We start from the raw sequence: 13,773 nt of genomic DNA, 5'->3' as shown, positions 1-13,773 counted from the left end.
AAGGATGGACACGTGAGCGAAACAGCCTTGCCAAAAGAAGAAGCCCAGCCGGTGATCGATACCCCGGCTCAACCGCCCACGGCGCCCGTGGCGCGTCGTGGCAATGGCCTGGCGCTCCTCGCCCTGTTGCTCGGCGCCGCCGGCGCGGCGGCGGGCGGTTGGGGTGTCTGGCAGGTGCGCAACCTGCAAGCCAACCATCAACAGCAGAGCGGGCAACTGCAAGACCTGGGCAACCAGGCGCAGTCCCTCAAGCTGAGCGAACAGCAGTTGGCCTCGCGTCTGGACCAGTTGCCGGGTGCCGGCGAACTGGAGGAGCGCCGTCGCCTGGTGACGCAGTTGCAGGGCGATCAGCAGCGTCTGAACCAGCGTCTGGAAAGCGTGCTGGGTGCCAGCCGCAAGGACTGGCGCCTGGCCGAGGCCGAGCATCTGCTGCGTCTGGCCAGCCTGCGCCTGTCGGCGTTGCAGGACATCACCAGCGCCCTGGCCCTGGTGCAGGGCGCCGACGATATCCTGCGTGAACAGAACGACCCGGGCTCCTTTGCCGCCCGCGAGCAGGTGGCCAAGAGCCTGGCCGCGCTGCGCAGCACCGAGCAGCCGGACCGCACTGGCCTGTTCCTGCAATTGGGTGCCTTGCGCGACCAGTTGCCCCAGCTCAACGAGCTGGCCCCGGAGTACAAGGACCGCGGCGACTCCCTGCTCGGCCTGACCGCCGACGGCGATGGCGCCAGCCGCTGGGCCGTGTGGTGGGATGAGATCTCGCGTTATATCCGCATCGACTTCAATGCCAACAAGAACATCCGGCCATTGCTCGCCGGGCAGAGCCTGGCGCAGGTCCGCCTCGCCCTCGGCCTGGCTCTGGAACAGGCCCAGTGGGCCGCCTTGAACGGTCAGGCCGGGGTCTACACCCAGGCGTTGACCGAGGCCCGCGACGTGCTGACCGGCAGCTTCAATCCGGACAACCCGCAGAGCAAGGTCATGCTCGAACGTCTTGCCGAGCTGAGCAAACAGCCGGTGACCGTGGTCACGCCTGATCTGGCCGGAACCCTGGCGGCGGTGCAGGCCTATCTTGAACGGCGACATGTCGAGATCGAAACCCCGGTCAGCCCGAACGTCACCCCGGTCGAGGGGACCAGCCCATGAAGCGCTTCCTCCTGATCCTGGTACTGGTCGTCGCCATCGCGGCGGGCCTCGGCTATGCGATCTCGCGGCACGCGGGTTACGTCCTGATCGCCTATGACAGCTTCCGTTACGAATCGAGCCTGTGGGCCTTCCTGGCCGTGCTGCTGCTGGCATGGCTGGTGTTGTGGCTGGTGAAATTCCTGGTGGGGTTGGTAACCACCTCGGGTTCCGTGGCCAATCCCTGGTCCCGGCGCAATCGTAGCCGGCGCACCCAGGTGGCCATCGAACAAGGCCAGATGGACCTCGCCGAGGGCCGCTGGGCCAGTGCCCAGCGTCACTTGCAGCGGGCCGCCGAGGCCGAGCGCCAGCCGCTGCTGTACTACCTCGGCGCGGCCCGGGCGGCCAACGAACAAGGCAAGCACGAGGAGTGCGACAGCCTGCTGGAGCGCGCCCTCGATCGTCAGCCCCAGGCCGAGCTGGCAATTGCCCTCAGTCACGCGCAGTTGCAAGTTGACCGTGGCGACAGCGAGGGTGCACTGAATACCCTGCAAGCCATGCACGAGCGTCATCCCCACAGCATCCAGGTCCTGCGTCAGTTGCAGCGCCTGTATCAGCAGCGCGGCGACTGGTCGGCGCTGATCCGCCTGTTGCCGGAGTTGCGCAAGGACAAAGTGCTGGCCAAGGCTGAGTTGGCCGAGCTGGAACGCCGCGCCTGGGGCGAGAACCTGAGCCTGGCGGCCCGGCGCGAGGACGGCGAAGCGGGCCTGCAAGCGCTGGACCGGGCCTGGCAGCAATTGAGCTCGGCGCAGCGCCAGGAGCCACCATTGGTCCTGGCCTATGCCGAGCAATTGCGTCAGCTCGGCGCCGACGCCCAGGCCGAGGAGGCGTTGCGCGAGGCGCTCAAGCGCCACTACGACAGCCATCTGGCGCGTTTGTACGGCTTGTTGCGCGGACGCGATCCGGCCCGGCAGTTGCAGACCGCGGAAGGCTGGTTGAAAGATCATCCCGAGGATGCCGGCCTGCTGCTGACACTGGGGCGCCTGTGCCTGCAAAACAGTCTGTGGGGCAAGGCCCGTGACTACCTGGAAAGCAGCCTGCGGGTGCAGCGCCATCCTGAAGCCTGCGCGGAGCTGGCACGACTGCTCGCCCAACTCGGTGATACCGAGCGCAGCAACCAGTTGTTCCAGGAGGGCCTGGGCCTGTTGGACAAGCGTTTGCTGGCCTCGCCACTGCCGGTGTAAAGGCTGCTGGAGGACGGGGTGCGGCTTCAGGCATCCCGTCTTTGCGTGTCAGGATGCTTCCCTGTCCGCGATGAGGCCTGATTCCTACTGTTGGATTAATGGTTTCATAGGATGTCCGTCGGTAATTCCTTACAGGCTTAAGGAATTGTCTGCTCTGGCTCGTCTTGAAAGGGCCAAGGGCTTTCCTCTACCGTAACTGCCTGTCTCTCCTGTTACGGATAAGCCATGTTCTTGGCCCGCTCACGTTCTCTGTTCTCCCTGGCCTTGTTGACAGGTGCCCTGGTCATGGGCGCGTCGCTGTACCTGGAGCGTGTGACGGGGCTGGAGCCTTGCTCACTGTGCATCGTCCAGCGCTTTTTTCTCGCCGGGTTCTGCCTGGTCAGCCTGGTGGCGATGCTGCACGGCCCGGGCCGTATCGGTCGCTGGGTCTATGGCGGCCTCGACCTGTTGCTGGCCCTTGCCGGTGCCGCCACGGCGGCGCGACAGGTATTGCTGCAGCGAGTGCCGGCCGAGCAACTGATGATCTGCCAGCCAGACCTGCATTGCCTGATCCAGCAGGTGCCGACCCTTGAGGCGTTCAAGCTGATGTTCCGGGCCACGGCCGAATGTGCGGAGATCCAGTGGACCCTCTTCGACCTGAGCATTCCCGAGTGGAGCCTGCTGGCTTTTGTCGGCATGAGCCTGCTGATGATCTATCAGTTGGTGGGGCCGGATTCGGTGTCGGGTGGGGCGCAAAAGTAACCGGTAGTCGTGCTCCGGATTAAACACTTGTATGAACTTTCTCTCCTGCGTACCTTGAAGCAGGTGTCGAGCGGGCATAATCTGGCCCGCATCGCGTTATCGCAATCAGCTTGTTCTGTTTGGCCAAGTCAGGAGCCTCGATGTGCTCGGGGTATCGGTCGGCATGACCCAGAAGGGAAGAGATCACCATGCTCGAAAGTTGTCGGAATGCTCAGGAACGCTGGGGTGGAGTGCATCTGCTGATCGATCGCTGGCTGAAGGAGCGTCACGAGCTCGTGCGAGCCTACGATGCCCTCGGCGCCGAGCCGGATACACTGGCGCAGAATCCCAAGCCCTTGCAGGAATTCTGCGGTCTGCTGGTTGACTATGTGTCCGCCGGCCACTTCGAGATCTACGAGCAGTTGACCGGTGAGGCCAAGGCCTTTGGCGACAAGCGTGGGCTGGAACTGGCCGAGACCATTTACCCGCGTATCGATGTGATTACCGAGAAGCTGCTGGCCTTCAACGATCTGTGTGACGAAGGCCAGTGCGTCGCGCATAAATTCCAGGAGCTGGGCGGTCTGCTTCACGAGCGCTTCGAGCTGGAAGATTGCCTGATCGAAGTGCTGCATACGGCCCACAAGGAAAAGGTTGAAGCCCAGGCCTGATACCGCTGGCTACACATGAAAACGGTGCGCTCAGGCGCACCGTTTTACGTTATGGCGGCGATTGTCAGCTGGCCACGCCGAGCAGCTCGATTTCGAATACCAGCGGTGTGTACGGCGCGATCAGATCGCCGGCACCGTCTGCGCCATACGCCTGCGCCGAGGGCAGCACCAGGCGCCATTTCGCACCGACGGGCATCTGTGGCAAGGCGCTGCGCCAGCCATTGATCACACTGTCCAGGTGAAACCATTGCGGCTGTCGGTTCTGATCGAACACCGTGCCGTTGGGCAGGCGTCCGACATAGCGCACCTGGACCTTGCCGTTGGCCGCGACTTTTTCGCCAGTGCCGGGGGTCAGTTCCGTCATCAGGATACCGTCGGCCAATTCGTGGACGCCGGGCTTGGCCTTTTCTTCAGCGAGGAATTTTCGCTCGGCTTCCAGCGCGATTTCGCTCTGGGGTTTGGCCGCTTCCTGAGCGACCTGAGCGTCATGGGCGGCGAGAATCTGTTGGATTCGTTCGTCCTTCAAGGCGAGCGGCTTGCCCTGATAGGCCTGCTTCAAACCGTCGAGCAAGGCCTTGATCTGCAGGTCCGGAGCATCCTGGCGAAGACGTTCGCCGAGGCTGGCGCCGAGGCTGTAGGCAAGGTCGTGAGCGTCGTCGTTCGCGACCTCCGGCGCGGCTTGCGCAAGCGACCAGAACACACACAGTGACAGCAGAAAATAACGCGGCATAAGTACTCTCCGACCTCAGGTGCAGAGGATTATGCCAGTGCTCCGGATGAGTTGTTGAAGAAGCATTTTTCAACGCATGCAACGCGGGCCCTTCGATACTGTCAACATGCCCTAGCGGCGGTAGTCCCAGAGGACTAGTATGAGCCGCATTCACATCAGTCAGGAGGTACACCATGTCGGCCACCAAGAAGCCCGTAAATACTCCGTTGCATTTGCTCCAACAGTTGTCGGGCAGCCTGCTCGAACATCTGGAAACTGCTTGCACCCAGGCCCTGGCTGATGCTGAAAAACTGCTCGCCAAACTGGAAAAGCAACGCGGTAAAGCCCAGGAAAAACTGCACAAGGCGCGCACCAAATTGCAGGACTCGGCCACTGCCGGAAAAGCCAAGGCACAAGCCAAGGCCAAGAGCGCGGTCGGTGAGCTCGAAGAGTTGCTGGACAAGCTGAAAGCCAGCCAGTCGGACACCCGTGGCTACATCCTGCAACTCAAGCGCGATGCCCAGGAAAGCCTGAAACTGGCCCAGGGTGTTGGTCGTGTGAAAGAGGCGGTCACCAAGGCGCTGTCGAGCCGTACCGCTAAACCAGCTGCCGCCAAGCCTGCTGCAAAAGCTGCCGCTGCCAAACCAGTTGCGGCCAAGCCTGCTGCAAAAGTGGCTGCTGCCAAACCTGCCGCTGCCAAGCCTGCTGCAAAAGCTGTTGCTGCCAAACCAGCTGCCGCCAAGCCAGCTGCAAAAGTGGCTGCTGCCAAACCCGCCGCTGCCAAGCCTGCTGCAAAAGCTGTTGCTGCTAAACCAGCTGCCGCCAAACCAGCTGCCGCCAAACCAGCTGCCGCCAAGCCCGCTGCAAAAGCTGCCGCTGCTAAACCTGCTGCGGCCAAGCCAGCTGCAAAACCTGCCGCTGCTAAACCAGTCGCTGCCAAGCCCGCTGCAAAAGCTGTAGCTGCCAAACCGGTTGCCGCCAAGCCAGCTGCAAAACCTGCTGCCGCTAAACCGGCCGCTGCCAAGCCAGCTGCAAAACCTGCTGCTGCTAAACCGGCTGCCGCCAAGCCAACTGCAAAACCTGCTGCTGCCAAACCCGCTACCGCCAAGCCAGCTGCAAAGCCTGCTGTGGTCGCCGCCAAACCGGCAGCGCCTGCACCGGTCGCGCCAGCCGCTCCAGCCGCGCCGACTGCTCCAGCTCCAGTGACGCCTGCCGTAACCCCGACCAGCGCTTCCTAAGCCTGGTTCACCGCGACGCGCAGCTGCTGCAGCGCGTCGCTATTCAGGCCTGTGGCCCGGGCGGTAACCGTCTCCAGCCATGCGTCCAGATCTTCTGCGCCCACCTCGGGCCAATCCCGCGCCAACGCTTCCAGTCGCTGCAATAGCTGCTGCTCGGCAGCCAGCTCCAACGCCTTGACCTGATCCCTCAGCACTTTCAACTCGACGTCCTCCGAGGCTGCCGTGCGCCATTGCGTGCGCAACTGTCGCAGCGGCTTGACCACCTGGTCGTGCCAGGGCCCGGCGAGTGCCTGCAATTGCCCCGCGCGTTCGGTCTCGCAGCGCACCCCGCGCCGGCCCAGCCAGGCCGCGCAGAGCAGCAGGCAGACATTCGCCCCCTGCGCCTGGAGCGCCAGGCAGGTTTGTTCCACGCCGGGTTGGGCGTAAGTGTTCAGTGAAAACGTCCACAGGTCAGCATGCATGGTGAGATCCGCGCCAGTTGCGAGGGAAGCTGGTAGACTCCGCCGCCATTATGATTCGACTTCAGAACCTGACTTTACAGCGTGGCCCGCAACGTCTGCTAGAAGACGCCGAGCTGACCCTGCACGCCGGCCATAAAGCCGGCCTGATCGGTGCCAACGGCGCCGGCAAATCCAGCCTGTTCGCCCTGCTGAGGGGCGAGCTGCACCCGGACTCGGGTGATTGCTTCCTGCCGGCCGATTGGCGTATTGCCCACATGCGCCAGGAGGTCGATACCCTCGAGCGCCTGGCGGTCGACTACGTGCTCGATGGTGACGTGCGCCTGCGCCAGGTGCAACACGACCTGGCCGCGGCCGAAGCGGCCCATGACGGCGCCGCCCAGGCCCGTCTGCACGCCGAGCTCGACAGCGCCGACGGCTACACCGCCGATGCCCGCGCGCGCAAGCTGCTGGCAGGGCTGGGCTTCACCAACGACCAGATGGACCATCAGGTCTCGGCGTTCTCCGGTGGCTGGCGGATGCGCCTGAACCTGGCGCAGGCGCTGATGTGCCCGTCGGACCTGCTGCTGCTCGACGAACCGACCAACCACCTGGACCTCGACGCGATCATCTGGCTGGAAGACTGGCTCAAGAGTTACCCCGGTACCTTGCTGCTGATCTCCCACGACCGTGACTTCCTCGACGAAGTGGTCGATCACGTGGCCCATGTCGACCAGCGCAAGATCACCCTCTACCGGGGTGGCTACACCGCCTTCGAGCGCGCCCGTGCCGAGCGTCTGGCCCAGCAGCAACAGGCCTACGAGAAGCAGCAGGCGCAGCGTGCGCACATGGAAAGCTACATCGCCCGCTTCAAGGCCCAGGCCACCAAGGCCCGCCAGGCCCAGAGCCGGATCAAGGCCCTGGAGCGGATGGAAGAGCTGTCCGCGGCCCACGTCGATTCGCCGTTCGACTTTGTCTTCCGCGAGTCGCATAAGATTTCCAGCCCGCTGCTCGACCTGTCCGACGCGCGCCTGGGTTATGGCGACAAGACGGTCCTGGAGAAGGTCAAGCTGCAACTGACCCCGGGTGCCCGGATCGGCCTGCTCGGCCCCAACGGCGCGGGCAAGTCGACGCTGATCAAGAACCTCGCCGGCGAGCTGTCGCCGTTGTCGGGGCGCATGACCCGCGGTGAAAACACCGTGGTCGGCTACTTTGCCCAGCACCAGCTCGACTCGCTGGATTCCAAGGCCAGCCCGCTGCTGCACCTGCAACGCCTGGCGCCGACCGAGCGTGAACAGACCCTGCGCGATTTCCTCGGTGGTTTCGACTTCCGTGGCGCGCGTATCGACGAGCCGGTGCTGAACTTCTCCGGTGGCGAAAAGGCCCGCCTCGCGTTGGCGCTGATCGCCTGGGAGCGGCCGAACCTGTTGCTGCTCGACGAACCGACCAACCACCTCGACCTGGAAATGCGCCTGGCGCTGACCATGGCCTTGCAGGAGTTCAGCGGTGCGGTGCTGGTGGTTTCCCACGACCGTCACCTGCTCAAGAGCACCACCGACAATTTCTACCTGGTGGCTGACGGCAAGGTCGAAGAGTTCGACGGCGATCTGGAAGACTACGCCCGCTGGCTGGTCGAGTATCGCCAGCGCAACGCGCCGGTGAGCAATACGCCGGTCAACCTCGACAAGACCGACAAGAAGGCCCAGCGCCAGCAGGCTGCCGCGTTGCGTCAGCAATTGGCCCCGCACAAGCGTGAAGCCGACAAGCTTGAAGCCGAGTTGGGCAAGCTGCACGAGAAGCTGGCGAAGATCGAGGCGAGCCTGGGCGACAGCGCGGTCTACGAGGCGGCGCGCAAGGATGAGCTGCGTGATCTGCTGGCCGAACAGGCCAAGTTGAAAGTGCGCGAGTCCCAGTTGGAAGAAGCCTGGATGGAAGCCCTGGAGCTGCTGGAAAGTATGCAGGCGGAGCTCGAAGCCCTGTCCTGAGCGACAAAAAACAATAGTCAATTTCACGCCCACGGATTAGCTTAGAGGTTTGTAACAACTCTTGAGATCCGAGGTGCATGATGCTGCTTGAGACATGGCTGGCCTTTTTTGCCGCGTGCTGGGTCATCAGCCTATCCCCGGGCGCCGGTGCCATCGCCTCGATGTCCAGCGGCCTGCAATATGGTTTCCTGCGCGGTTACTGGAACGCCCTCGGCCTGCAACTGGGCCTGGCGGCGCAGATCGCGGTGATTGCCGCGGGCGTCGGGGCAATCCTCGCGGCGTCTTCCTCGGCCTTCTATGCCATCAAGTGGTTCGGCGTGGTCTACCTGGTGTACCTGGCGGTCAAGCAGTGGCGCGCGTTGCCCAGCAACATGGCCGAGGAGTCGACGATTCGCCCGGTGGGCAAGCCGTTGACCTTGATGTTCCGTGGTTTCCTGGTGAACGTCAGCAACCCCAAGGCCCTGGTGTTCATGCTGGCGGTGCTGCCGCAGTTCATCGATCCCCATGCTCCCCTGGTGCATCAGTACCTGATCCTCGGCGTGACCATGATCGGCGTCGACATGATTGTCATGGCCGGTTACACGGGCCTGGCGGCCAAGGTCCTGCGCCTGTTGCGCACGCCCAAGCAGCAGCGTCGGATGAACCGCACCTTTGCCGGGTTGTTCGTGGGGGCGGCGGGGTTCCTGGCGACCTTGCACAAGGCGACCACCTGAGGTTCAGCGTCGTCTGGGCGGACGCTATCGCCAGCAAGCCGGCTCCTACAGGTTAGCGTCGATTCTTGAGAACGATGCAAATCCTGTAGGCCGGCGATGAACGATAACGCGGTCGCGGATCAGTGCAGAATCCGAGGCGCCTCATCCGGCGGCAGATTGTTGCGCAGCGGCGGTGCAGAGCCCGGGCCCATATCCGGCCCACCCAATTGCAGGCTCAACTGCCGCGCCACATCCTCGCCCAGCGCCTTGGATACATCGCGGATCACCCGTGGACGGTTCAGCGACACGTGGATATCCCGGCTGTCGACCAGCTTGGTGTCCTGGCCTTCGCCCATGGCGGTGAACGCCGAGGTGATCTCGTAGGTGCGGGTATTGATCAGGCTGAAATCCCCCACCAGGGTCAGCCCCAGCACCGCCGAGTAGCTGTTGGTGTTGGCCAGCTCGTTGATGTCCTGGCTGAAGTCGATATCCGACACCGTACCGAACAGCACGTAGTCGGCGCCCTTGAAGCTGCCGCCCTTGATCCGCTTGATGACGTCGTAGACATCGCCCTTGGAACTGGCGGTATACGGCGTGCCCTGGATCAACTGGAACATCCCGCTGCGCAGGATCTCGCCCTTGATGTCACCGGTGAAGCGGCGCAGCTCGCCCTGCTCGATATAGCTGTTGCGGCTTTCGTACTCGTCATAGCTCGACGAGCCGCTGGCGCCGTAATAACTTTCCTGGTGATTGTCCCGCGCTGAAATATTGTGGATGTATTGCTCCACTTGCGCCTGGTACGCCAGGTCCGCCACCGCCACCTTGGGCGCGGCCTGGACGCCGAAGGCGCAGACCAGGCCGATCATGCCAATCCATGCACGCATTGTTTAACGCTCCGTGGTTTTGCGGATCTCTTTTTCGTCCATCCATTCGGCCAGGCCGCTTTCGACGTCGATCAGTTGCAGGCTGAACTTGTAGAACACGTCCTTGTAGTCGCTGCTGCGCTTGACGATCGAGCTGATCGAACCTTCCAGGCGGTACTTGGCGGCGATCATGTTGCCGGTCTTGCTGACGGTGCTCTTCTTGTACAGGCCGCTCTGGTTCTGCAACTTCAGCTGGTCGACCTGGCTCTGCATCTCGGTGTTGTCGCTGGCGAAACGGGCGGTGCCGCTCTTCATCAGCTGGGTCTTGATCGAGGTGGTGATCTCGCGGGTATCGATGTACTCGCTGGTCTTGTTCTTCACGTCGTAGACCTGCACCACCGGACGCCCTTGCAGGACACCGGACTGGGCCAGGGAACGGGTCATGGACTCGGCGATCATCTGCAGGTCGGTGGAACCGAACTCGTTGGTCACCAGTTCCACGGCCTTGGTGTCGCCGTAGCTGATGTTTCCGCCGCCCAGCACGGGCGAGGTGTTGTTGGCGCAGCCGCTGGCCAGCAGGGCGACGACGGCGAGGAGGGACAGGCGTGCAAACATGGAATGATTCTCTTCAAAAGGACGCGAGAGGGCGGCGTCGACTCAGGGGGTTTTGACTTCAAGACGGAAATCAGTGGCCTTGGGTGTCGGGGCAATGGCCTGCAGGAAGGTGCTCTGGGCGCCATACAGGTTCAGGGTCTTCCAGACTTCGTCGTCACTCACCGGGAAGCCGTCGTTGCCCAGCCAGGCGAAACGGTAATACATCATCTTGTTCTTGGTGCGGGTGTTGCTCAGTTGCACCTTGACGGTCAGGAAACCGTTTTCCCGGGCGACACGGATGGCACCGACCTCGATGTTCTCCATTTCGCCCATGGCGACGATCTTGCTCGCCGCGCTACCGGGGGCCGGTGGTGGCGGCGGCGGGGTGACGCACCCGGCCAGCAGGGCCAGGGCGACGGCGACAGTCAGTTTGGAACGCATGCACGAGACTCCTTTCTTCAAGGTTGTTTGAGGCTGGCCACGGCCGTCGGCCCGGTATCCGCCAGCCGTTGTGTGGCGATGCCGCTGGTGAACACCTGGTTGCCGACGGCGCGCAGGCTGATCACCTGATAGCGGCGGTCGACCGTGAAGGCCACGCGGGAACCGCCCAGTGCATTGGGCAGGGTGACCTGGTGCTCACCCTTTTTCAGGCGCAGGCGCACCACCTGGGTGGTGTCCGGCAGGGTCCGCCAGGTACGGGTGTCGGCGCCTTCGAGGACCGCGGAAGTGATGCCCACGGCCAGGCCGGCCAGCGGGTTGGTCTTGTTCAGCTTGGCCTGCGTCGCGCCGCGGCTGATGGCCCGCACGCTGGTGCGCAGGATGATCCCCGGCATGTCGTCACGCAGGGCGCGGCGGGACATGGCGGTGGTGCTGTTGAGCAGGGTCAGGTTCTGCGGCTGGCCGTCGACGCCGATCTGGGCGAAGGTGGCGGTCGAGGTGTCGGCCTGGATGATCGGGAACGACAGCGGGGTGATCACCAGATGCTTGTCGATCGGCAACGGCAGCGGGATGCTGATGGAGGCACGGGACGGCGCCAGGCCGCTCTGCACCACGATCAGGATATCGCTGTCGTCATCCTTGCCCGCGGGCTTGTCGAGATTGACCAGCGCCTGCTCCAGCAGCGGCGTGTTCGGACGCAGTTCGATGGCCTGGCGATAACCCGGTGCGGCGAGATCTTTTTCGCCGATGGCTTCGTAGACGAACCCTGCCAGATAATGGCTGAACGCGCTCTGGTAGCTGTTCTTCAGGCCGACCACTTCCGGCGCGTCGAGGCTGGCCACCGGATAGCCCTGGAGGTCCTTGTACTGGGTCTTGATGCCCTGCTGGTCGGCTTCGGTTTCACTCTTGAGGTATTGCTTGTCGCGCAGGTCGGCGATTACCGCTTCGCGCTCATGGGTTTTCTTGATCGCGATACGGGCGCCGTCGAAGTCGTTCAGGGCCAGCTGGTTCAGGGCCATCTGCGTGGTCAGCATGACCTTTTCGTAGTCGTAGCCTTCGTAGCGGCGGACCTTGTCGTTGATCAGGAAGCTGCCGAACTGGGCGAGGTACCGGGCGCTGTCCAGTTTGACCGCGTCTTCCCACTGGCCAACCATCTGGTCGGCGCTGCCCCAGGCTTTCTGGCTACCGGCCAGGTCGCCCTTGGCTTGCAGCAACTCGCCTTTTTCGAAGAAATACAGCAGGTCCTTGTCGGCGTCGCTGTTGTTTTTTTCCAGCAGGGTCAGAGCGCCGTCGACATTGCCCGAGGCCAGTTGCTGGTTGGTTTGCGCCAGTTCGGTGTCGTAGCTGCGCATCATCGAACAGCCGGACAGCAAGGTCGCGGCGCCGAGGGCGAACGAGAGGAGGGCACGGGATGCCATGGAATCTTCCCTGATGAAAAAATCAGCCGAGCATGCTGGTCGGGCTGAGATGGACCCATTGAGAGGGAAAGCGGCTACCCTGCCAATTCCTCATGAAACGAGGAGCTTTAATGCCATATCGCGATAACGAAGGCGCGCCAGTATAACTGTGGCCATTGGCTATGTAATGGCTTTTTAGACTCCTCCGGGCAGGAGAAAGACCTGGTGGCCGATGACCCGCAGGCTGACCACCTGGAAGGGATGCTCGATATTGACGCTCACCGGCACCGCGCCCTGGACGCCCGACAGCAGCAATTTATGCGCGCCAGGCTTGAGGCGCAGGCGCACCACCAGGGTGTTGTCCGGCAGGGTGCGCCAGGTCCGGGTGTCGGAGTCGCCGGTGAAGCCCTGGTAGACCGACGACGCCTTGGCCGGCGTGCGTTTGTTCTCCTTGGCTTGCAGTTCGGCATTGAAACGCACGCTCGCAAGGGCGAAGTTGATGATCGCGGGCATGTCGTCGTGCAGGGTGCGCAATGACATGTGGGTCGTGCTGTTGAGCAAGGTCAGCGACTGTGATTTGCCATCCACGCCGATCTGCTTGAGGGGCGCTGTCGACTTGTCGGCTACCAGCACCGGAAAAGGCTGGTTCACGGTGATCACCTGGCCGTCCTCGGTTTGCACCTGGATCGGCACGCGCAGCGAAACGAGCGCCGGGGCCAGGCCGGTCTGGACGATGATCAGCACGTCGCTGTCAGGGGAGGCCTCGGCGGGCTTGCCCAGGTTGGACAGGGCTTTTTCCAGCAGCGGTGTATTGGGCCGCAGCTCGATGGCCTGGCGGTAACCCGGCGCGGCGAGGTCGCGTTCGCCCAGGGCTTCATAGACGAAGCCGGCGAGGTAATGGCTGAAGGCACTCTGGTAGCCGTTTTTCAGGGCAATGACCTGCGGCGAGTCGAGGGTGGTCACCGGATAACCCTGCAAGTCCTTGTAACGCAGCTTGATGCCTTTGGCCTTGGCCTGGTCTTCGACCGCCAGGTATTGCTTGTCGCGCGCTGTGGCGATCAGGGCTTCGCGTTCGTGGCTTTTCTTGATATCGACGCGGGCGTCATCGAAGTCGTTCCGGGCCAGCTGGTTGAGGGCCATTTGCGTGGTCAGCATGACCTTCTCGTAGTCATAGCCCTCGTAGCGATGAAACTTGTCGCCGATGAGTCCGATGCCGAGGATCTGGTCGAGTCCCAGGTTCTTCAGGGTGGCGACGACCTGCGTCCCCTCTTCGTACTGGGACACCCGCTGGTCCGCGATGCGCCAGGCGTCCTGGCTGCGGGACAGATCGCCCTTGGCCCGCAGCAGTTCGCCTTTTTCCAGGTAATAGAGCAGGTCCTTGTCGTCCCAGGGGTTGTGTCGCTCGAGCAACTGCAGCGCGCCATCGACGTTGCCCGAAATCAACTGCTCGTTGGTGGCCTGGAGTTCCTGGTCGTAGTTGTGCAGCAGCCCGCAGCCGCCCAGGAGCAATGCACAGGAGAGCAGTGTGAGTAAGAGGCGCGAGGGCATGGTGTGTCGTTCCTTTCCTTGGCTGACGGGCAGTGGGATTTGAGCGCGGGGATTATGCACAAAGCCGTGGTCGAGATGGCACTCTTATGGCCATCACGATGCATGACCCAGCGCAAAACATTGA

Annotated in this window: 14 protein-coding genes; 7 read left to right on the top strand and 7 right to left on the bottom strand. The window is 63.0% G+C overall.

The genetic code is table 11. The features are described 5' to 3' along the window. The first annotated feature begins 12 nt into the window (after positions 1–12). The 4 genes from CWE01_RS33905 (at position 13) to rsd (ending at position 3,748) form a co-directional block, all read left to right on the top strand. Complete coding sequence (locus CWE01_RS33905) at positions 13–1,140, top strand: uroporphyrinogen-III C-methyltransferase (protein WP_177145349.1); 1,128 nt, start codon at positions 13–15, stop codon at positions 1,138–1,140. Further along, on the top strand, positions 1,137–2,360 hold the full coding sequence (locus CWE01_RS19210; protein WP_100942123.1) for a heme biosynthesis HemY N-terminal domain-containing protein: 1,224 nt from the start codon (positions 1,137–1,139) through the stop codon (positions 2,358–2,360). Before CWE01_RS33905 ends, CWE01_RS19210 begins: the two co-directional genes overlap by 4 nt. A 225-nt stretch (positions 2,361–2,585) precedes the next feature. After that, a complete protein-coding gene (locus CWE01_RS19205) occupies positions 2,586–3,101 on the top strand; it encodes a disulfide bond formation protein B (protein ID WP_100942122.1) in 516 nt (171 codons plus the stop codon). 188 nt (positions 3,102–3,289) lie between these two features. Further along, positions 3,290–3,748 (top strand): sigma D regulator, encoded by a 459-nt coding sequence (rsd, locus tag CWE01_RS19200; protein ID WP_100942121.1) that lies wholly within the window; start codon positions 3,290–3,292, stop codon positions 3,746–3,748. 64 nt (positions 3,749–3,812) lie between these two features. Here rsd and CWE01_RS19195 read toward each other — a convergent pair whose 3' ends face one another. Beyond that, the gene (locus CWE01_RS19195; protein ID WP_100942120.1) at positions 3,813–4,478 is read right to left on the bottom strand and encodes an FKBP-type peptidyl-prolyl cis-trans isomerase; all 666 of its coding nucleotides are present in this window, start codon (positions 4,476–4,478) and stop codon (positions 3,813–3,815) included. A 173-nt stretch (positions 4,479–4,651) separates the two neighbouring features. On the opposite strand from CWE01_RS19195, the gene CWE01_RS19190 reads away from it, so the two are divergent. Beyond that, a complete protein-coding gene (locus tag CWE01_RS19190) occupies positions 4,652–5,695 on the top strand; it encodes an AlgP family protein (protein WP_100942119.1) in 1,044 nt (347 codons plus the stop codon). Here CWE01_RS19190 and CWE01_RS19185 read toward each other — a convergent pair. Continuing rightward, positions 5,692–6,156, bottom strand: a complete 465-nt coding sequence (locus CWE01_RS19185) for a TIGR02444 family protein (RefSeq protein WP_100942118.1) — start codon at positions 6,154–6,156, stop codon at positions 5,692–5,694. The two genes, CWE01_RS19190 and CWE01_RS19185, sit on opposite strands and share 4 nt — an antisense overlap. Positions 6,157–6,206: 50 nt before the next feature. On the opposite strand from CWE01_RS19185, the gene CWE01_RS19180 reads away from it, so the two are divergent. Together CWE01_RS19180 and CWE01_RS19175 are read left to right on the top strand one after the other, a co-directional pair. Further along, a complete protein-coding gene (locus CWE01_RS19180) occupies positions 6,207–8,117 on the top strand; it encodes an ATP-binding cassette domain-containing protein (protein ID WP_100942117.1) in 1,911 nt (636 codons plus the stop codon). An 80-nt stretch (positions 8,118–8,197) separates the two neighbouring features. After that, positions 8,198–8,830 (top strand): LysE family transporter, encoded by a 633-nt coding sequence (locus CWE01_RS19175; RefSeq protein ID WP_100942213.1) that lies wholly within the window; start codon positions 8,198–8,200, stop codon positions 8,828–8,830. A 119-nt stretch (positions 8,831–8,949) separates the two neighbouring features. Here CWE01_RS19175 and CWE01_RS19170 read toward each other — a convergent pair whose 3' ends face one another. From CWE01_RS19170 to CWE01_RS19150, 5 genes are all read right to left on the bottom strand, one after another. After that, positions 8,950–9,693, bottom strand: coding sequence for a penicillin-binding protein activator LpoB (locus CWE01_RS19170; protein WP_100942116.1), 744 nt, complete (start codon positions 9,691–9,693; stop codon positions 8,950–8,952). A 3-nt stretch (positions 9,694–9,696) separates the two neighbouring features. Beyond that, positions 9,697–10,287, bottom strand: coding sequence for a penicillin-binding protein activator LpoB (gene lpoB / locus CWE01_RS19165; protein WP_100942115.1), 591 nt, complete (start codon positions 10,285–10,287; stop codon positions 9,697–9,699). Positions 10,288–10,329: 42 nt separating this feature from the next. Beyond that, positions 10,330–10,707, bottom strand: a complete 378-nt coding sequence (locus tag CWE01_RS19160; protein ID WP_100942114.1) for a YcfL family protein — start codon at positions 10,705–10,707, stop codon at positions 10,330–10,332. A gap of 17 nt (positions 10,708–10,724) precedes the next feature. Further along, the gene (locus CWE01_RS19155; protein ID WP_100942113.1) at positions 10,725–12,122 is read right to left on the bottom strand and encodes a COG3014 family protein; all 1,398 of its coding nucleotides are present in this window, start codon (positions 12,120–12,122) and stop codon (positions 10,725–10,727) included. A 174-nt stretch (positions 12,123–12,296) separates the two neighbouring features. After that, the gene (locus CWE01_RS19150; protein WP_100942112.1) at positions 12,297–13,649 is read right to left on the bottom strand and encodes a COG3014 family protein; all 1,353 of its coding nucleotides are present in this window, start codon (positions 13,647–13,649) and stop codon (positions 12,297–12,299) included. Positions 13,650–13,773 lie beyond the last annotated feature (124 nt).

The sequence above is a fragment of the Pseudomonas sp. QS1027 genome (assembly GCF_002814235.1).
In the GTDB taxonomy this organism is placed as follows: Bacteria; Pseudomonadota; Gammaproteobacteria; order Pseudomonadales; family Pseudomonadaceae; genus Aquipseudomonas.
This window is presented reverse-complemented; position numbering and strand designations above follow the sequence as displayed.